The following is an 18,147-nucleotide window of genomic DNA, read 5'->3' as shown; positions in this document are numbered from 1 at the left end:
TATGCAGTCGCATAGGCCTCCACTTTCGAGGGAATAGACCCGTCAGACCGACATCCGGCCCATGGATGTCGGACAGAAGCGGACGGCACCTGGCCCGTCCGCCCGGGAGGCCCCTTGCTCACGGACGTGCCGTTGTCAACCCTTGACTCGGACGGCATTGACCGCGTCGACTCGAAGGGCCGCGGTCCGGCCCTCCTGGTCGGTCCCGGCCCTGTCCCGCGCGACGCCGTCGCACCCCGACCTCTTCCGAGGGGGTTCGTCCACACGTGGTGACCAGCAAGAATCGCCGTGAGCACGACCGGCGCACTTACGTACTCGACACCAGCGTGCTGCTTGCCGACCCGCATGCCCTCCTCCGCTTCGACGAGCACGAGGTGGTCCTGCCGGTCGTGGTGGTGACCGAGTTGGAAGCCAAGCGCCACCACCCCGAGCTCGGCTACTTCGCCCGCCAGGCGTTGCGGCTGCTCGACGAGTACCGGATCCGGTACGGGCGGCTGGACGCACCCATCCCGATCGGCGAGCTGGGCGGCACCCTGCGCGTCGAGCTGAACCACTCGGACCCGGGCGTGCTGCCCGCGGGGTTCCGCCTGGGCGACAACGACTCGCGGATCCTCGCGGTGGCCCGGAACCTCCAGGCCGAGGGGTACGACGTCACCGTCGTCTCCAAGGACCTGCCGCTGCGCGTCAAGGCCTCCTCCGTCGGCCTGCTGGCCGAGGAGTACCGGGCCGAGCTCGCGATCACCTCCGGGTGGACGGGGATGCACGAGCTGCAGGTCTCGGCCCAGGAGGTGGACGACCTCTTCCAGGAGGAGACGGTCGACGTGCCCGACGCGGCCGGGCTTCCGGTGCACACCGGTCTGGTGCTGCAGTCGGACCGCGGCAAGGCGCTCGGCCGGGTCACGGCCGACGGCCGGGTCCGGCTGGTGCGCGGCGACCGGGAGGCCTTCGGCATCCACGGCCGCAGCGCCGAGCAGCGGATCGCGCTGGACCTGCTGCTCGACCCGGACGTCGGCATCGTGTCGATGGGCGGCCGGGCCGGCACCGGCAAGTCGGCGCTGGCGCTGTGCGCGGGGCTGGAGGCGGTGCTGGAGCGTCAGCAGCACCAGAAGGTCATGGTCTTCCGGCCGCTGTACGCCGTGGGCGGTCAGGAGCTCGGCTACCTGCCGGGCACCGAGGCGGAGAAGATGAGCCCGTGGGCCCAGGCGGTCTTCGACACCCTGGGCGCGGTGACGTCGAAGGAGGTCATCGAGGAGGTCGTGGCGCGCGGCATGCTGGAGGTCCTGCCCCTCACGCACATCCGGGGCCGCTCCCTGCACGACGCCTTCGTGATCGTCGACGAGGCGCAGTCCCTGGAGCGCAACGTCCTGCTGACCGTGTTGTCCCGTATCGGGCAGAATTCCAGGGTTGTCCTGACTCATGACGTCGCCCAGCGCGACAACCTGAGGGTGGGTCGGTACGACGGAGTGGTCGCCGTCGTCGAGAAGCTCAAGGGCCACCCGCTGTTCGCGCACATCACCCTGACCCGTTCCGAGCGCTCGCCGATCGCCGCGCTCGTGACGGAGATGCTGGAGGACGGGCGGGCGTAACAGGCGAGTTGGCGGTCCGCTAGGCTGCTGCGCCGCGAGGGCGCAGCAGCCTAGCGCTGTGTGCGGAGGCTACGGATGCGTAACGGAAATTTCCGTGGCCCACGTGGCGTGTGAGCTTTGACACGCAACGGGGAATTGCGTGGACGCGTCCGCCTACGGCAGGCTGTCGGTTCTGTCAGGCCCCCGCCCTCGGCACACCCGTACCCGTAAACGTACGGAACCTCAGAACTGAACAGCGTTCGCCGTGGGCCGCCCGAACTGAATCAGCGCACTCCCGCCCCGTCGGGGGAGCCGCACCGGGCCAGTGCTTCTGTGACCGGTGCAGCAGGAAGCCAGTGCGGAGGGGCACGATCGCGTCCGCGAGGTCACCAAGCGGGCGACGCTGGAAGGAAACCGTGTGAGCCGGATCTCGGTCCGGGGATTCGCGGTGGCTTCGGCCACTGCGGTCACCACTGTGGGCGCCGTCGTCGGTGTCGCCTCCGGCAGCGAGGGTGTCGTACAGCCCGTCGCCGCCGCCGATGCGACCACCGTCCTCGCGGACATACCCGCTGGGCAGCAGGTTCAGCAGGCTTCCCTCACGCAGCAGGTGCAGGCGCAGTCCGACGCCGCCGACGCCGGTGCGAAGAAGGCCGCCGAGGAGGCAGCGCGCAAGCAGGCCGCCAAGGACGCCTCCGCCCGCAAGAAGGCGGAGGAGAAGGCCGAGGCCGACCGCAAGGCCAAGGAGGCCTCCCGCGCCGCGGAGCGCGCCGCGCTGGTCGTGAAGGCCTCGTACACGGTCTCCGAAGTCCAGGCCATGGCCCAGGGCCTCATAGGCGACGCCTCCCAATACCAGTGCTTCTCCAACATCGTCACCCGTGAGAGCGGCTGGAACTACACCGCGACGAACGCCTCTTCCGGCGCCTACGGCCTCGTCCAGGCCCTGCCCGGCTCCAAGATGGCCTCCGCGGGCGCCGACTGGCGCACCAACCCCGGTACCCAGATCAAGTGGGGCCTCAACTACATGAACAGCCGGTACGGCAGCCCCTGCGGTGCCTGGTCGTTCTGGCAGGCCAACCACTGGTACTAGGCCGTACATCCACAAATCGCCGACGAGCCCCCGACCCCTTGAGGGATCGGGGGCTCGTTGCGCGTACGGTGGTGCGGACGGACAGGCCGGGGGGCGGGGGACAGGGGAAGCGATGTCGGAGAAGCGCCAATGGGGCTCCGGGCTGGCGGCGGAGCTCGCCAAGCTCGCCGGGAGGCTGGAAGAACAGCGCCGGGCCGCGGCCGAGGGCGCCCGCGAGGAGTCCCGCCGTCAGGAGGAGCAGACCGCGCGCCGGTACCCGCCGCGCGCCTCCGGCCCCGGCGACCCGGTCGCCCGGGTGCCGTGGAGCATGCGGGTCGCGGCCGAACTCGGCTGGCGGCTGCTGGTGCTGGCCGGCACCGTCTGGGTGCTGATGCGGGTGATCGGCACCATACAGCTGGTCGTCCTCTCCTTCGTCGCCGCGCTGCTGATCACCGCGCTGCTGCAGCCCTTCGTGGGCCGGCTGAAGCGGCTGGGGGTGCCGCGCGGGTTCGCCACGGCCATCGTCTTCATCAGCGGCTTCGTGATGATGGGCCTGGTCGGCTGGTTCGTGGTCTGGCAGGTCATGGAGAACGTCGACAACCTCTCCAACAGCCTCCAGGACGGCATCACCGAACTGAAGCGCTGGCTGCTCAACAGCCCGTTCCACGTGACCGAGGACCAGATCAACCAGATCGCCAAGAACCTCCAGGAGGCGATCGGCACCAACTCCAAGGCGCTGACCGACGCCGGGCTGCAGGGCGTCACCGTCGTCGTGGAGATGCTCACCGGCATCCTGCTGGCGATGTTCAGCACGCTCTTCCTGCTCTACGACGGCCGGAACATCTGGAACTGGTTCCTCAAGCTCTTCCCCGTGGACGCCCGCGACGGGCTCGGCGGCGCGGGGCCGCGCGCCTGGCGCACGCTCACCCTCTACGTGCGCGGCACGGTGATAGTGGCCCTGATCGACGCCATCTTCATCGGCATCGGCATCTTCGTCCTCGGGGTGCCGATGGCGGTGCCGCTGGCCGTCATCATCTTCCTCGCCGCGTTCGTCCCACTGGTCGGCGCGGTCGCCTCGGGCGTCATCGCGATGGTGGTGGCGCTGGTGACGGAAGGTCCGTTCACGGCGCTGATGGTGCTGGTGGTGGTCCTGCTGGTGCAGCAGATCGAGGGCCACATCCTGCAGCCGTTCATCCTGGGCCGGGCGGTGCGGGTGCATCCGCTCGGCGTGATCCTGTCGGTGGCGGCCGGTTCGCTCGTCGCGGGCATCGGCGGGGCGGTCGTGGCCGTACCGCTGGTCGCGGTGACCAACACCGTGGTCGGCTACCTGCGGGCCCACTCCCGGGAGGCGGCGATGGCCGACGAGCCCGCGCCGCACGGCGCGACGGCCGCCGAGGTGGCGCCGGTCGGCGCGCGGGGACTCCCCGACGCCACGCCGGGGGAGACCGTCTGACGGTGTGACCACCCGGTGCCGCGGCCGCCCCTCGGGGCGGCCGCGCGCGTGTGTGCCCGTGCGTCCACCGCGGCGCCGCCGGCGGACCGCCCCGGGGCACGGTGGAGTTCACGCGGCCGGCCTGACGCGGGGCGGCCGAAGGGCCCGGCCCCCCGAAGGGTGGCCGGGCCCGCAGGAACACGCGTCACGCGCCGGCGAGGACCGCCTCGGCGTCCAGCGTCGCCGCGACCGCCTGCACGACGGCGGCGATCTTGAAGGCCTCCTGGACCGTCTCGCGCTCGACGCCCGCCTTGCGCAGCACCTGCTCGTGCGAGTCGAGGCACATCCCGCAGCCGTTGATCGCCGAGACCGCCAGCGACCAGAGCTCGAAGTCGGTCTTGTCGACGCCCGGGTTGCCGATGACGTTCATCCGCAGACCGGCCCGCAGGTTGCCGTACTCCGGGTCCGACAGCAGGTGCCGGGTCCGGTAGTAGACGTTGTTCATCGCCATGATGGCGGCGGCGGCCTTGGCGGCCTGGTACGCCTCCGGCGAGAGGTTCTCGCGGGCCTCGGGCTCCAGCGCGCGCAGCACGACGGCCGAGCGCGAGGCGATGGCGGTGGCCAGCACCGTGCCCCACAGCTGCTGCTGGGGGAGCTCGGAGTTGCCGATCACGGAGCCCAGGTTGAGCTTGAGGTCCTTGGCGTAGTCCGGCAGCGCGGACTTCAGCTCATCGAGCGCCACGGTCACTCACCGGCCAGCAGCTTGACGACGTCGAGGGTCTCGTCGCCCTTCTTCCAGTTGCAGGGGCACAGCTCGTCCGTCTGCAGCGCGTCGAGGACCCGCAGGACCTCCTTGGGGTTACGGCCCACGGAACCGGCGGTCACCATGACGAACTGGATCTCGTTGTTCGGGTCGACGATGAAGGTGGCGCGCTGGGCGACGCCGTCCTCGCCGAGGATACCGAGGTCGGTGCACAGCTCGCGCTTGATGTCCGACAGCATCGGGAAGGGCAGGTCGCGCAGGTCGTCGTGGTCCTTGCGCCAGGCGTGGTGCACGAACTCGGAGTCGACGGAGAAGCCGAGGATCTGCGCGTCACGGTCGGCGAACTCGTCGTTCAGCTTGCCGAACGCAGCGATCTCCGTCGGGCAGACGAAGGTGAAGTCCTTCGGCCACGCGAAGTAGACCTTCCACTTGCCCTCGTACGACTTGTGGTCGATCTGGGCGAAGGCCTTCTCGGGGTCGAGGTCCACACAGGCGGTCAGTTCGAACAGGGGGAACTTGTCACCGACGGTGAGCACACGCACTCCTAGGGAGGGTCGGGACCCGGGCGCGGGGTGGCCGCACGGTCCCTCGATGGGTCCCGCTCACCCTGCCATGAGCCCATTGATCAGTGAAATCGCCCCGGCGGGTCGCATTGATCGGAACCCCTTATCGACGAGTGAGGTTCTGACGAGCCGCTGCGCAGAGTGACCGACGCCACAGGGGGCGGGCAGCCGCCCGGGCCCGGCGGTCATTGATCGTGTACGCAACTAGACTGGAGGTCGTTGATCGGAGGCGGTTATCAGTAGTCAGCGCGGCAGCCAGCGCCAGCCGAGCCTGTCCCAGTTGCGGGCTTTCGCGGCCGTTGCCGAGCACCTCCACTTCAGGGACGCGGCCGCGGCGATAGGCACGAGCCAGCCGGCGCTGTCCGGGGCGGTCGCCGCGCTGGAGGAGGCGCTCGGGGTGGTGCTCGTGGAGCGCACGACCCGCAAGGTGCTGCTGACCTCGGCGGGGGAGCGCGTCGCGGTCCGGGCGCGGGCGGTGCTGGGAGCGGTCGGCGACCTCCTCGACGAGGCGGAGGCGGCGCGCGCGCCCTTCACGGGGGTGCTGCGGCTCGGGGTGATCCCGACGGTGGCGCCCTATCTGCTGCCGACCGTGCTGCGGCTGGCGCACGACACGTACCCGGAGCTCGACCTGCAGGTGCACGAGGAGCAGACGTCCTCGCTGCTGGAGGGACTCACGGCGGGCCGGCTGGACCTGCTGCTCCTCGCCGTACCGCTCGGTGTCCCCGCCGTCGCCGAACTGCCCCTCTTCGACGAGGACTTCGTCCTGGTCACCCCGCGCGACCACTGGCTGGCCGGACGGATGGACATCCCCCGCGAGGCCCTGCGGCAGCTGGACCTGCTGCTGCTGGAGGAGGGGCACTGCCTGCGCGACCAGGCGCTGGACGTCTGCCGGGAGGCGGGCCGCACCGAGGGGGCGACCGCCACCACGACCGCGGCGGGGCTGTCCACACTGGTGCAGCTGGTGGCCGGCGGGCTCGGGGTGACGCTGCTGCCGAGGACGGCGGTCCCGGTGGAGACCGGACGCAGCGCGGACCTCGCCACGGGGTACTTCGCCGACCCGGCGCCGTCACGGCGCATCGCGCTGGCGATGCGCGCGGGCACCGCGCGCGCGGAGGAGTTCGAGGCCTTCGCCTCCGCGCTGCGCGGTGCCCTGGCACCGCTGCCGGTACGGTTCGCCCGCTGACGGCCGGGGGCCGCCGGCGTCACTCCGTCCGCAGACCGTCCGGACGCATCATCCGCCACAACGGCGGCAGGCTCAGCGCCGTGACCAGGATGACCACTCCCGCACCGGCGCCGGTCATGGCGCCCACGCTTGCCCAGTCGACATGCGGGCCCAGGCCCACCATCTTCCGCAGGGCCGCGGCGAGTCCCGCACCGCCGACGACCGCGAGGGCGAGCCCCAGGGCGACCGGCAGCGCCGTCTGCCAGAGCACCGACAGACCGAGCACGGACCGCCGGGTGCCGAAGGCGACCAGGACGGCCAGCAGCTTCCTGCGCTCGCGCAGTTGCTCCAGCATGGAGACCAGCAAGCTCGCGCCGATCAGAGCGAGGGTGGCCGTGGCGCCGATGAACAGCCCGCGCCGGATCGTCGCGAACTTGCGGTCCTCGCTGGTCGCCTGCAACTGGTAGACCGTGAGCGTGGGGTCGATGCGCGCGGCGGTGTTGCGGGCGTGCTCGACGGCGTCCGGCGAGCCCGGGTCGGTCCTCAGCATGAGCCGGACGGCGGGCGTGCGCAGTGCCGCCACGTCCAAGGCGGCGGGGGTGGCCAGCACGCCCCACTCCTGGTTCCCGTCCGGCGCCACGCGGGACTTCGCCGGGCGGGCGTCGGCCGGGATCCGCCACGGCTGGCGCGTGCCGGTGTACTTGTCCGTGACCGGCGTGTTCAGATCGAGCGTGCCGCCCGGCTTGATGAAGCTCATGCCGTCGTAGCCTTCGGGGTCGGACACCAGGAACACGTCGCCGTCGGCGCAGCCGGCTCCGACCTCGGCGAGCTCGCGCAGCGTTGCGCAGTCGCCCACGACCAGGGGCGCGTACCGGATGTCCTCGGACTTCAGCGTCGAGGCGTTCCCCTGGACGCTGTTGCCCTGGACGACGCCGAGTACCGTCCGGACGCCCGGGGTGTCGGCGAAGGCCTTCTCCACGCGCTGCGCTTCCGCCCCGCTGCCGACGTTCTGCGAGATGCTGAGCTGGGCGCGGTCCGGGTCCTGGCCGGTCTCCGTGACGAAGTCGCCCTGCACCCCGGTGAAGAGCGACTGGAGGGCGATCGCCCCCGCCACGGCGACGGTGACCCCGCTGACCATGCGGGCGGCGGCGCTGCTGTCGAGCTGGATGCGGCGCGTGGCCAGCTGCCAGGGCAGCGACCCGCCGTGGAAGCGCCCGACGACCGACTCGACCAGCCAGGGCAGCACGGCGGTGAGACCGACCAGCAGCAGGACCACACCGGCCGTCACCTGGTAGGGATTGACCGAGGAGTTCTGGGAGATGCTCCCGAACAGCGGAACCAGCAGTGCGAGGCCGGCCAGCGGGATCAGCAGCCGCCACCACAGCCGTCGCTTCTGCGCGGTGGCCTTGCGCACCACGCCGAGCGGCTCGACGGCGATTCCGCGCATCGCCAGCAGGGTGACCGCGACCGCCGACCCCGGAACCGCCACCGCCACCAGCGCGGCCAGCCCGGGACCGGGCGTGATGTCGGACGGGAAGAGGCTGATGTCGTACAGCGTCACATCGGGCGAGAACTGCCGGGCCCACAGGAAGATCCCGGTGCCCACGACGAGTCCGAGCAGGGAGCCGAAGAGCGCCTCGCCGGCCGCGACCCGCCGGGTCATCCGGCTGTCGGCGCCGACCAGCCGCAGCGCGGCCAGCCGCCGGTCGCGGCGTTCGCCGCCGAAGCGGACGGCGGTGCCGATGAAGACGGCCACGGGCATCAGCAGGACGACGACGATGATGACGACCAGCAGGCTCAGCACCCCGCCCAGCGGCTCGGGTTTGACGGTGCCGCGTCCGAAGTACGGGATGCGGGTGGCGTTCCCGACGGAACCGTCCTCGTTGCGGGCGACGAGCTTGTCGCTGCCCGCGTAGTAGGCCAGCTCGGCCGGTCCGAGCAGGCCCTCGTCGCCGATGACGCCGGAGATGCGGTAGTCCAGCCGTTCCCGCAGCAGCTTGCTGCCGGGCTGGTCGAGCAGCTTCTTCAGCGCGGGGGAGACCACCATCTCGCCGGGCGCGGGCATCGCGTCGAGGCCCGGCGGCAGCACCGGCCGGTCGCCGTCGGCCTTGAGCAGCAGACCCCGGATGGAGTCGTCGCGGAAACGGGTGTCGGCCTGTTCGCGCAGCACCGTGGTGGCGGACTGCTTGGGCTGGTCGTTGAACCAGGAGTAGTCCCGGTCGTAGCCCCGGTCGGCCCGGGCGCCCAGCATGGCGGGCACGGCGGCCGCCACCAGCAGCAGCGCGACGCCGAGGCCGACGCCGACCGCGGTGAGCAGGGTGCGGGTCCAGCCCTCGCGGCCGCCGGTCGCCGCGAAGCGGACGCCCAGGCCCAGATCACGGACCCAGCCGGCGAGGCCGCCGTTCGGAGGCGGGTGGGCGGTGCTCATGCCACCCTCTCCATGTCGCGCGACTTGCCGTCACGGACGACGACCTCGCGGTCGGAGTAGGCGGCCACCCGCGCCTCGTGCGTGACGAGGACGACGGCGGCGTCGGTGTCACGGGCGGCGTCGGTCAGCATGCGCATCACCCGCTCGCCGTTGAGGGAGTCCAGGGCGCCGGTCGGCTCGTCGGCGAAGACCACCCGCGGGCCGGTGACCAGTGCCCTGGCCACGGCGACCCGCTGGCCCTGGCCGCCGGAGATCTCGCCGGGGCGCTTGCCCGCCAGGTCGTCGACCTCCAGCCGGGCCAGCCACTCCTTGGCGCGCGCCTCGGCCTCCTTGCGCCGGGTGCCGTTCAGCCGCAGCGGCAGGGCCACGTTCTCCACACAGGTCAGCTCCGGGACGAGCTGGCCGAACTGGAAGACGAAGCCGAACTCGCCGCGGCGCAGCGCGCTGCGCTCGGCGTCGCTCATGGCGGTCAGGTCCCGTCCCCGGTACAGCACGCTGCCCGAGTCCGGCCGGACGATGCCGGCCAGGCAGTGCAGCAGCGTCGACTTGCCGGAGCCGGACGGCCCCATGACGGCGACGACCTCCCCGGCGCGTATCGCGAACTCCGCGCCGTCCAGGGCCGGGGTCGGGCCGTACGCCTTGTGCAGGTCGACGGCCTCCATCAGGTTCTCCGTGGTGCTCACTCGGCTACCTCCGCCGCGAGTAGGTCGAGGCGGGCGGCGGTGAGCTCCAGCCACCGCAGGTCCGCCTCCAGGTGAAACAGGGCGTGGTCGCAGATGAGCTGGTCCGCGAAGTCGCCGTGCCGCTTGCGTCCGGTCAGTTCCCGCATCAGCCGCAGATGCTCGGACCTCTGGGTGTCGAGGAGGCCGGCGGCGCTGCGCCCGGTGAGCAGCGCGAGGACGACCTTGGTGTAGAGGGTGTTCTGCAGGTAGGGCTCGGGCTTCTCCGGCTGCCCGAGCCACTTCTCGACGTCGGTGATCCCGGCCTCGGTGATCGCGTACCGCTTGCGTTCCGGGCCGCCGCCGGGCTCGATGCCGTCGACCTCGACCAGCCCGTTCTTCAGCAGCCGCGCCATCGTCGAGTAGACCTGGCCGTAGTGCAGCGGGCGGTCGTGGCCGAACTTGTTGTCGAATGCCCGCTTCAGGTCGTATCCGTGGCGCGGGCCGGACTCCAGGAGTCCGAGCAGGGTGTGGCCGATGCTCATGACCGAGGACTCTACACGACGCGTATACCTACGGTGTATAGACCTCATGCATAGTGGCGAGCCGGTGACCTAACCCATCCTGAACAGGCCCTTTCCCGGTTCGTACCCGAGATGGGCCTGATAGGCGGTGGGCTCGCAGCGCGGGCCGTTCGGCTGCCACTTCTTGAGCGTGACGTCGATGCGCTCGTCCACCGCGGGCTTGGTCGCGGTCCCCGGGGCATTCTGCGCGGTGCCGGTGAAGCGCACCGTGACCCGCTTCGGCCCGGTCGCTTCGGGCAGGTCCAGGGCGAGCAGCATCTCCTGCCCGTCGCCCGTTCCGCTCCGCGAGCACACCGCGCCGGCGCACAGCCGGTAGGTCGTGCCGGGCTCCGTGTCGAACACGAGCCGCACCCCCGACTCCGCTCCGATGTCGGTGCAGTCGGGGCCGTCCGCCCCCAGGACCCCGCAGCCCACCGCCGTCACCAGGGGTATGACGGCCCCCGCCCTCGCCCACCGTCTCGTCCTCATGCCGATGGGATGCGCGCGGGGCCCGCCCGGTTCCGTTCCGGCCGGACGCGATGCAGCCCCGGGGCACGGACGGACATCACGTGCACCGGGGCTGCGGCCGTGGGGAGGTCCGGCTCACAGGCCGTTGACGTTGGCGGCGATGCGGTCGCCGACCTCCTTGTCGATGTTGCGCCAGTACTCGACCGCGCGGGCCAGGACGGGGGCGCTGACCCCGTTCTTCAGGTGGCCCGACACGTTGGAGACCAGCCGGTCGCGGGCGGCGTCGTCCAGGACCTGGCGGACCATCGTCCCGGGCTGGCCGAAGTCGTCGTCCTCGCGGTGCAGCTTGTACGGCTCGTGCACCATGTTGCCCGCCACCTCCCAGCCGGCCGGGTCGCCGAAGCGCCGGATGTCGGCCTCGGGCCCGCCGAAGGAGTTCGGCGCGTACGGCGCGGCGGTGCGCGAGGGCTCGTAGCGCATCGGCCCGTCCTTGGCGTACGAGCGCACCTCGGTGTGGGCCCGGTTTGGCGGCAGCTGCGCGTAGTTGGGGCCGATCCGGTAGCGGTGGGTGTCGGCGTACGAGAAGAGCCGGCCGAGGAGCATCTTGTCCGGCGAGGGGCCGATGCCGGGCACCATGTTGCTGGGCTCGAAGGCGGCCTGCTCGATGTGGATGAAGTAGTCCTCGGGGTTCTTGTTCAGGGTCATCCGGCCGACCTCGACCAGCGGGTAGTCGCCGTGCGGCCACACCTTGGTGAGGTCGAAGGGGTTGAACCGGTAGTCCGCCGCGTCGTCGAACGGCATGATCTGCATGTACAGCGTCCACGAGGGATGCTCGCCGCGTTCGATGGCCTGGTACAGGTCACGGCGGTGCAGATCGCCGTCGGCGCCCGCGTAGTGGTCGGCCTCCTCCTGGGTGAGGAAGTCGATCCCCTGGTCGGTCTTGAAGTGGTACTTGACCCAGAACCGCTCGCCGCCGCCGTTGACCCACATGTAGGTGTGGGAGCTGTAGCCGTTCATGTGGCGGTACGACTTGGGCACGCCGCGGTCGCCCATCAGCCAGGTGACCATGTGCGCCGACTCCGGGGACAGCGTCCAGAAGTCCCACTGCATGTTGTTGTCGCGCAGTGAGCTGTCACGGCGGCGCTTCTGGCTGCGGATGAAGTCCTGGAACTTCATCGGGTCGCGCACGAAGAAGACCGGCGTGTTGTTGCCGACCATGTCGTAGTTGCCGTACTCGGTGTAGAACTTCAGGGCGAAACCGCGTGGGTCGCGCCAGGTGTCGGGGCTGCCCAGCTCGCCGGCGACCGTCGAGAAGCGGGCCAGCATCTCCGTGCGGCGTCCCGGCTGGAAGAGGTCGGCCTTGGTGAACTGGCTGACGTCGTTCGTCACCTCGAAGACGCCGTACGCGCCCGAGCCCTTGGCGTGCACCACACGCTCCGGTACCCGTTCGCGGTTGAACTGCGCCATCTTCTCGATCAGGTAGTGGTCCTGGAGGAGGATGGGGCCGTCCGAGCCCACCGTGAGCGAGTGCGCGTCGCTCTCCACCGGGATCCCGGCGTTGTTGGTGGTGTAGGGGGTGCTCATGTGAGTGTGTCCTCCCGTCGATCTTCGGAAGAGTCCGTCGGGGGCTCCTGGTCGCTAACGACCACACAAACACTGAATCACCGGCTCGGCACGCCGGGCAATGACTTCACGTCATGGATCTGGACAATGTCCAAAAATAAAACGTGTACCGATACGGAGTGTCTACCGGTCGACACCGCCCGGAATGCCCATTTCGAACCAGACCACCTTCCCGGCGCTCAGCCGGGTCGCTCCCCAGCGCTGCGCCATCCGGTTGACGAGGTACAGCCCGCGCCCGCCCTCGTCCTGCGGCTGCGCGTGGCGCATCCGCGGCAGCGTCGGGGCGTCGTCGCCCACCTCGCAGCGCAGCACGTCGGTACGGAGCAGCCGCAGCGTGATCGGCCGCTCCGCGTACCGCACCGCATTGGTGACCACCTCGCTGACCAGCAGCTCGGTCGCCTCGGCCAGCGGCTCCAGGTTCCAGCGGCTGAGTGCCTGCCGCACCAGCCGCCGGGCCCGGCCGGCCGTCTGCGGCCGCGGCTCCAGGAACCAGTAGGCGACGTCGCGCGGCGCGATGCCGTCGAAGCGGGCGGCCAGCAGCGCGATGTCGTCGTCCCGGTCGCCCGGGCCGACGATCTCCAGCACCTCGTCGCACAGCGGCTCCAGCGGCGGCGGGCACAGCACCGCCGACGCCGTGTGCAGCCGCTCGCGCAGCATCTCGATGCCGCCCCACACGTCACGGGTGCGGGACTCCACCAGGCCGTCGGTGTACAGCAGCAGCGTGGCCCCGGCCGGGGCGGGCAGCTCCACCGCCTCGAAGGGCACGCCGCCCACGCCGATCGGCGCGCCCGGAGGCACGCGCAGCACCTCGGCCAGGCCGCTGGCGTGCAGCAGCACCGGCGGCGGGTGGCCGGCGTTGGCGATCGTCACCCGGTGCGCTATCGGGTCGTAGACCGCGTAGATGCAGGTGGCCATGCGGTCCTGGCCGAGCCGCTGGGCCTGCTCGTCCAGGTGGTAGAGCACCTCCTGCGGCGACAGGTCCAGGCCCGCCAGGGTCTGCACGGTCGTCCGCAGCTGGCCCATGATCGCCGCCGAGGTCATGGAGTGGCCCATGACGTCGCCGACCACCAGCGCCACCCGGCTGCCGGGCAGCGGGATCGCGTCGTACCAGTCGCCGCCGACCCGGGCCGACTCGGCGGCGGGGAGGTAGCGGCTGGCCAGCCGGACCCCGGTGGGCTCCGGCAGGGAGTCCGGCAGCATCTCGCGCTGCAGGGAGTCGGCGATGGACGCCTCGCGGTCGTAGAGGACCGCCTTGTCCACGCCGAGCGCCGTGTGGGTGGCCAGCTGGGCCGCGATCAGCAGGTCGTCCGGGTCGAACGGGGCCCGCTCGGGACGGCGCAGCAGCACGGTCGCGCCGATCACCCGGCGGCGGCCGCGCAGCGGTGCCAGGATGGCCCGGCGTCCGGTCGGCAGGTCTAACGTCTCGCCGAACTCCGCCTGCCGGCAGCCCCCGACCAGCTCGTGGAGGGCCGCCGTGGCCTGCGCGCTGTCGGAGAACACCGGGCGCACCCCGCGCAGCACCTCGGCCAGGGCGCCGTCCATGGGGACGGTCACGACCTCGGCGGCAGCGCCGTACGCGCCCTCCGTGGAGGGGACGACCGGCATGAGCAGGCCCTCCACCGGCTCCGGGGCGTTCTCGTCCGGCACGCGGTCGGTGCGCCGCAGCCGCAGGACCAGCGGGCCGGAGGGGCGCTCGTCGCCCACCGGCAGCGGGTCGCGCAGGTAGACCAGGATCGCGTCGGCGAAGGCGGGCACCGCGGAGCGGCACAGGCCCAGCACGATCTCGTCCAGGTCCAGGCCGCGGGCGATGCGGCGGGTGGCCGCGCCGACGTAGCGCAGCCGCTCGGTCTCCGCCTGCCCCGCCCGGCCGCGGTTCTGCGGGCCGATCTTCTTCAGCGGCTGGCCGCCGGTGGAGTCCTCGTCGACGGGGTGCCCGCCCGCGTGGCCCCCGCGGCCGCCCTGCCGGCCCGTCGTCCGGGACGTGGGCAGCGTCGTGTCGGGGGTCCGCTGCCGGGTGCGCGGCTCGCCGCCCTCCGGCTGCGTCGGACCGGGGACACCCGGGACGCCCGGGGTCCCGCCGCCCGCCGTGGCCCGGCGGCCGGGCTCCACGGGAGCGGCCATGGCGGTGGCGGCCCGCCGGTCCCGGCCCGCGGAGCCGTCGAAGGACGGACCGGTGGCCGGGGCGCCGCCGGGGGCGTCGGCGGAGCGCAGCCGTACGGTCTGCCGTCCGCGGGCGCCGTCCGCGGGGGCGGCGGCCATGTGCTGGACGGTGGCCACCCCCTCGCCTGCGACCACCCGGGCGGCCTGACGGTCCCGCACCTCGGAGGACTGCCGCGCGGTGCGTCCGCCGCGCGCACGCCGGCCGCCACGGCCGGGCTTGGCGGGGGCGGGGGCCGACGCGGGGGGATCGGAGGGGGTCTGACGTTCCGCCGGCGGCATGGCCGTGCCGCCGGGATCGCCGGCCCCGCCGGCGGCCGCGCCGCGCTTGGCGCCGCCGCTCCGGCGGCCCCGGCGCGGGCGGTCGCCCGCCGCGGACGGGTCCGGGGACCGCCCGGGGGCCGGCGCCCCGGCCGTGGACGCGCCCGGCTCGCCGCCCGGCGCGGGGTCCGCGGGCAGCCGGAAGCCGGCCCGTGGATCCGGTACCGGTTCGGTGTCACCCGGACGTGCCGGGCCGGCCGTCGTCCCCTGGACGGCGGCCTGCTCAGAAATGCGCTCCGTGCTCACGCTGGTCGTTCCATCCGGTCGGGTGCGTCACGTGCCGGGCACGTGGCGGGGCGGCCGCGTCAGGCGGGTCGTCGGCAGTGCAGGAAGAGCTGCTCCTCCGGCGGCACTTCGGTCGTGTGCGGCGCGTACGCGTACGAATCCTCCTTAAGGACCGTGAATCCCGCGTCGGACACCACCTGGCGCAATTCATCCCGTAGATAACCCGATACCCGGATGGTGTTACCAAGGAACGGAATCGCGAAGTCATCCACGTCGGCTTCCACCATCGAAAGGGTGAACATCCCGCCCGGGAGGAGGAGGTCGTGGACGCTGCGCAGGGCCAGCGGGATCTCCGCCCGAGGCAGCATCAGCAGCGAGAAGAAGGCCACGGCGGCGTCGAAGCGGCCCGGGTCCCCCGGGCCGTCGGGTCCGTGGCGGCCACCGGCCCGCAGGTCGGCGATGTCGGCCTGGAGGAAGGTCGCCCGGGGCACGTGCCGGCGGGCGAGCGAGAGCATCCCCGCGGAGAGGTCCACACCCGTCACCTCGTGTCCGGCCTCGACCAGCTGACGGCAGGTCGGCAGCCCCGTGCCGCAGCCGAGGTCCAGGACGCGGGAGCCCGCCGGGAGCTGGGCCAGGAGCCACTCGCCCGCGGCGACCTGGCCCTCCTTGTGCGGGAAGGCCTCGTCGTAGCGGTCACCTATGGCGTCGAACCCCTCGGCCTGGCCGGTGCGGTCCAGCTGTATGTCCTCGTAGCCGCCGACTCCCACAGCCCGGGCCTCCCGTATGACCTTGGTGACATAGCGTCAAACTCTAGTGTGAGCCTGTGTTTTGTGCAGCACTATGGGCCACGATCTTATGATTGGGGCAGGGGTCCCCGGCAAGCCGCTCACGCGGTCACCTTGCCGGACGATCCCAGTCAACCGGAAGGGCCGGTACCGGCCACGCCGGATTCGGACGCCAGTGCTCCCAGCCGTCCCGGAAGGGGTGCCCCCAGGCGCCGATCGCCTCGACCGCCCGGCGGCCGGCCTCCCGTACCCGCTCCGCCGTGACCGCCGTCATCAGGCCGGCGGCCTGGGCCTGCGCGAACTCGTCCTCGTCCCGCCACTGCCAGCCCCGGTCCGGGGTGACGTGGATGTCCAGGAAGTGGTCCTCGGAGTCGACCCCGCCCGGCCAGCGGTGCCGCGGCTCCTCGAGGTTCACGTACCAGTTCTTGAAGCGCCAGCCCTGTTCCCAGAACAGCCACACCGACCAGGGCTCGTCCGGGCGCGCCAGCTTCAGCACGCCCGCGCCCCACCAGCGGTCGACGCAGGTCGTGCGCGGCTTGAGGTAGCGGGTCTCCAGCGGCTCGTGATGGATCGGCGAGCCGTCCGCCAGGACCGGCTTGACGCACTCGGTGCCCGGCGCCATCCACACCGCCAGCAGCTCCGGGTCGTCGCGCACCACGGTCACCGGACGGCAGATGTGCACCGCGTCGCTGCCGTTGCCGCGGTAGCGCCACAGCACCTGCTCGCCGGGGGCCCAGTGGCCCGCGCCGCCGTCCTGGCCCGCTCCACGGGGAAGAAGGATGTCCGCTGTCATGAACGGATCTTACGGACCCCGTGTTACGGGGGCGTCACCCTTGAGCCGAGCGTTCGTCACGCCGGGCACCGGGGACGGCCGGGACGACGGCGCGGCGCGCCGTCAGGGCCGGGTCATCCGCAGCACGTCCAGCGCCTCGTCCAGCTGCTCCAGGGTGAGCAGCCCGCGCTCGACGTAGCCGGACTCCAGGACCACCTCGCGGATGGTCTTCCGCTCGGCCAGCGACCGCTTGGCGACCTTGGCCGCCTCCTCGTAGCCGATGTACTTGTTGAGCGGGGTCACGACCGACGGCGAGGACTCCGCGTACTCACGGGCGCGCTCCACGTTCGCCGTGATCCCGTCGACCGTGCGGTCGGCCAGCAGCCGGGAGACGTTGGCGAGCAGCCGCACCGACTCCAGGACGTTCCTGGCGATCACCGGGAGCATCACGTTCAGCTCGAAGTTGCCCGCGGCGCCGGCCGTGGTGATCGTCACGTCGTTGCCGATGACCTGCGCGGCCACCATCAGCACCGCCTCGGGGATCACCGGGTTCACCTTGCCCGGCATGATCGACGAACCGGGCTGCAGGTCCGGCAGGGCGATCTCGGCGAGACCGGTGCGGGGGCCGGAGCCCATCCAGCGCAGGTCGTTCGCGATCTTGGTCAGGCCCACGGCGATCGTGCGCAGCTGCCCGGAGGTCTCCACGACCCCGTCGCGGGCGCCCTGCGCCTCGAAGTGGTCCCGCGCCTCGGTCAGCGGCAGCCCGGTCGTCCGCGCCACCTCGGCGATCACCGCCGCCGAGAAGCCGGGCGGGGTGTTGATCCCCGTGCCGACCGCGGTGCCGCCCAGCGGCAGCTCCGCCAGCCGGGGCAGCGACGCCAGCAGCCGCTCCACCCCGTAGCGGACCTGGGCCGCGTAGCCGCCGAACTCCTGGCCCAGGGTCACCGGCGTGGCGTCCATCAGATGCGTACGGCCGGACTTCACGACGTCCGCGAACTCCGCGGCCTTGCGCTCCAGCGACGCCGCCAGGTGCTCCAGCGCCGGGATCAGGTCGCCGGTCACCGCGGCGGTCGCGGCGATGTGCAGGGAGGAGGGGAAGACGTCGTTGGAGGACTGGCTGGCGTTGACGTGGTCGTTGGGGTGCACGTCGCGGCCGAGCCGCTCGCTCGCCAGGGTCGCGATGACCTCGTTGGCGTTCATGTTGGACGAGGTGCCGGAACCGGTCTGGAAGACGTCGATCGGGAAGTGCCCGTCCCAGCGCCCCCCGGCCACCTCGGCGGCGGCCTCCTGGATCGCCTCCGACACGTCCTTGTCCAGGACGCCCAGCTCCGCGTTGACCTTGGCCGCGGCCGCCTTGATCCGGGCGAGCGCCTCGATGTGGGACCGCTCCAGCCCGCGTCCGCTGATGGGGAAGTTCTCCACCGCGCGCTGGGTCTGCGCGCGCCACTTGGCGTGGGCCGGGACGCGCACCTCGCCCATCGAGTCGTGCTCGACGCGGTACTCGCGCTCGTCCCCTGCGTCCTGCTCGGGCATGGCCGGAATTCCTTCCATCGCGGACATCGTCGGGCGTACCGGGTACCTCCCAGTAGAACCCG

The 18,147-nt window shown here is 72.0% G+C and carries 15 protein-coding genes; 4 read left to right on the top strand and 11 right to left on the bottom strand.

All coding sequences use genetic code 11. The annotated features are described in order from the left end of the window. The first annotated feature begins 266 nt into the window (after nucleotides 1-266). The 3 genes from OG937_18105 to OG937_18095 all read left to right on the top strand — a co-directional run bounded on the left by OG937_18105 (nucleotide 267) and on the right by OG937_18095 (nucleotide 4,084). On the top strand, nucleotides 267-1,586 hold the full coding sequence (locus OG937_18105; GenBank protein ID WUD73458.1) for a PhoH family protein: 1,320 nt from the start codon (nucleotides 267-269) through the stop codon (nucleotides 1,584-1,586). A gap of 397 nt (nucleotides 1,587-1,983) precedes the next feature. Further along, the gene (locus tag OG937_18100) at nucleotides 1,984-2,652 is read left to right on the top strand and encodes a lytic transglycosylase domain-containing protein (GenBank protein ID WUD73457.1); all 669 of its coding nucleotides are present in this window, start codon (nucleotides 1,984-1,986) and stop codon (nucleotides 2,650-2,652) included. Nucleotides 2,653-2,764: 112 nt separating this feature from the next. Next, complete coding sequence (locus tag OG937_18095; protein WUD73456.1) at nucleotides 2,765-4,084, top strand: AI-2E family transporter; 1,320 nt, start codon at nucleotides 2,765-2,767, stop codon at nucleotides 4,082-4,084. A 184-nt stretch (nucleotides 4,085-4,268) separates the two neighbouring features. On the opposite strand, the gene OG937_18090 is transcribed toward OG937_18095, so the two are convergent. Together OG937_18090 and OG937_18085 are read right to left on the bottom strand one after the other, a co-directional pair. Beyond that, a complete protein-coding gene (locus OG937_18090) occupies nucleotides 4,269-4,805 on the bottom strand; it encodes an alkyl hydroperoxide reductase (GenBank protein ID WUD73455.1) in 537 nt (178 codons plus the stop codon). A 2-nt stretch (nucleotides 4,806-4,807) separates the two neighbouring features. Then, the gene (locus OG937_18085) at nucleotides 4,808-5,362 is read right to left on the bottom strand and encodes a peroxiredoxin (protein WUD73454.1); all 555 of its coding nucleotides are present in this window, start codon (nucleotides 5,360-5,362) and stop codon (nucleotides 4,808-4,810) included. A gap of 307 nt (nucleotides 5,363-5,669) precedes the next feature. Between OG937_18085 and OG937_18080 the strand changes: the two genes are divergently transcribed. Then, nucleotides 5,670-6,572 (top strand): LysR substrate-binding domain-containing protein, encoded by a 903-nt coding sequence (locus tag OG937_18080; protein ID WUD73453.1) that lies wholly within the window; start codon nucleotides 5,670-5,672, stop codon nucleotides 6,570-6,572. Between the two features lie 19 nt (nucleotides 6,573-6,591). On the opposite strand, the gene OG937_18075 is transcribed toward OG937_18080, so the two are convergent. The 9 genes from OG937_18075 to OG937_18035 all read right to left on the bottom strand — a co-directional run bounded on the left by OG937_18075 (nucleotide 6,592) and on the right by OG937_18035 (nucleotide 18,085). Further along, entirely contained in the window at nucleotides 6,592-8,979 is a 2,388-nt protein-coding gene (locus tag OG937_18075; protein ID WUD73452.1) for an ABC transporter permease, read from the bottom strand. After that, nucleotides 8,976-9,641 carry an ABC transporter ATP-binding protein gene (locus tag OG937_18070; protein WUD78797.1) on the bottom strand — a complete coding sequence of 222 codons (666 nt, stop codon included), beginning with the start codon at nucleotides 9,639-9,641 and terminating at the stop codon, nucleotides 8,976-8,978. Before OG937_18070 ends, OG937_18075 begins: the two co-directional genes overlap by 4 nt. A 17-nt stretch (nucleotides 9,642-9,658) precedes the next feature. Next, nucleotides 9,659-10,183, bottom strand: coding sequence for a PadR family transcriptional regulator (locus OG937_18065; GenBank protein ID WUD73451.1), 525 nt, complete (start codon nucleotides 10,181-10,183; stop codon nucleotides 9,659-9,661). A 69-nt stretch (nucleotides 10,184-10,252) separates the two neighbouring features. Continuing rightward, complete coding sequence (locus OG937_18060) at nucleotides 10,253-10,690, bottom strand: hypothetical protein (protein ID WUD73450.1); 438 nt, start codon at nucleotides 10,688-10,690, stop codon at nucleotides 10,253-10,255. Between the two features lie 114 nt (nucleotides 10,691-10,804). Further along, nucleotides 10,805-12,253 carry a catalase gene (locus tag OG937_18055; GenBank protein ID WUD73449.1) on the bottom strand — a complete coding sequence of 483 codons (1,449 nt, stop codon included), beginning with the start codon at nucleotides 12,251-12,253 and terminating at the stop codon, nucleotides 10,805-10,807. A 162-nt stretch (nucleotides 12,254-12,415) separates the two neighbouring features. Further along, nucleotides 12,416-15,016, bottom strand: coding sequence for a SpoIIE family protein phosphatase (locus OG937_18050; GenBank protein ID WUD73448.1), 2,601 nt, complete (start codon nucleotides 15,014-15,016; stop codon nucleotides 12,416-12,418). A gap of 59 nt (nucleotides 15,017-15,075) precedes the next feature. After that, the gene (locus tag OG937_18045; GenBank protein WUD73447.1) at nucleotides 15,076-15,762 is read right to left on the bottom strand and encodes a class I SAM-dependent methyltransferase; all 687 of its coding nucleotides are present in this window, start codon (nucleotides 15,760-15,762) and stop codon (nucleotides 15,076-15,078) included. A 127-nt stretch (nucleotides 15,763-15,889) separates the two neighbouring features. Continuing rightward, nucleotides 15,890-16,573 (bottom strand): DUF402 domain-containing protein, encoded by a 684-nt coding sequence (locus tag OG937_18040; GenBank protein ID WUD73446.1) that lies wholly within the window; start codon nucleotides 16,571-16,573, stop codon nucleotides 15,890-15,892. Nucleotides 16,574-16,675: 102 nt separating this feature from the next. Beyond that, entirely contained in the window at nucleotides 16,676-18,085 is a 1,410-nt protein-coding gene (locus tag OG937_18035; GenBank protein WUD73445.1) for a class II fumarate hydratase, read from the bottom strand. Nucleotides 18,086-18,147: the final 62 nt, after the last annotated feature.

This window comes from Streptomyces sp. NBC_00510, assembly GCA_036013505.1.
In the GTDB taxonomy this organism is placed as follows: Bacteria; Actinomycetota; Actinomycetes; order Streptomycetales; family Streptomycetaceae; genus Actinacidiphila.
The sequence above is the reverse complement of the archived record's forward strand: the minus strand, read 5'-3'. Positions and strand labels throughout refer to the sequence as shown.

What these genes read in the sequence shown, in the direction of transcription:
- OG937_18095 (WUD73456.1), top strand. Translation starts at nt 2,765, where the DNA reads ATGTCGGAGAAGCGCCAATGGGGCTCCGGGCTGGCGGCGGAGCTCGCC.
- OG937_18075 (WUD73452.1), bottom strand. Translation starts at nt 8,979, where the DNA reads ATGAGCACCGCCCACCCGCCTCCGAACGGCGGCCTCGCCGGCTGGGTC.
- OG937_18070 (WUD78797.1), bottom strand. Translation starts at nt 9,641, where the DNA reads ATGGAGGCCGTCGACCTGCACAAGGCGTACGGCCCGACCCCGGCCCTG.
- OG937_18065 (WUD73451.1), bottom strand. Translation starts at nt 10,183, where the DNA reads ATGAGCATCGGCCACACCCTGCTCGGACTCCTGGAGTCCGGCCCGCGC.
- OG937_18060 (WUD73450.1), bottom strand. Translation starts at nt 10,690, where the DNA reads ATGAGGACGAGACGGTGGGCGAGGGCGGGGGCCGTCATACCCCTGGTG.
- OG937_18055 (WUD73449.1), bottom strand. Translation starts at nt 12,253, where the DNA reads ATGAGCACCCCCTACACCACCAACAACGCCGGGATCCCGGTGGAGAGC.
- OG937_18040 (WUD73446.1), bottom strand. Translation starts at nt 16,573, where the DNA reads ATGACAGCGGACATCCTTCTTCCCCGTGGAGCGGGCCAGGACGGCGGC.
- OG937_18035 (WUD73445.1), bottom strand. Translation starts at nt 18,085, where the DNA reads ATGCCCGAGCAGGACGCAGGGGACGAGCGCGAGTACCGCGTCGAGCAC.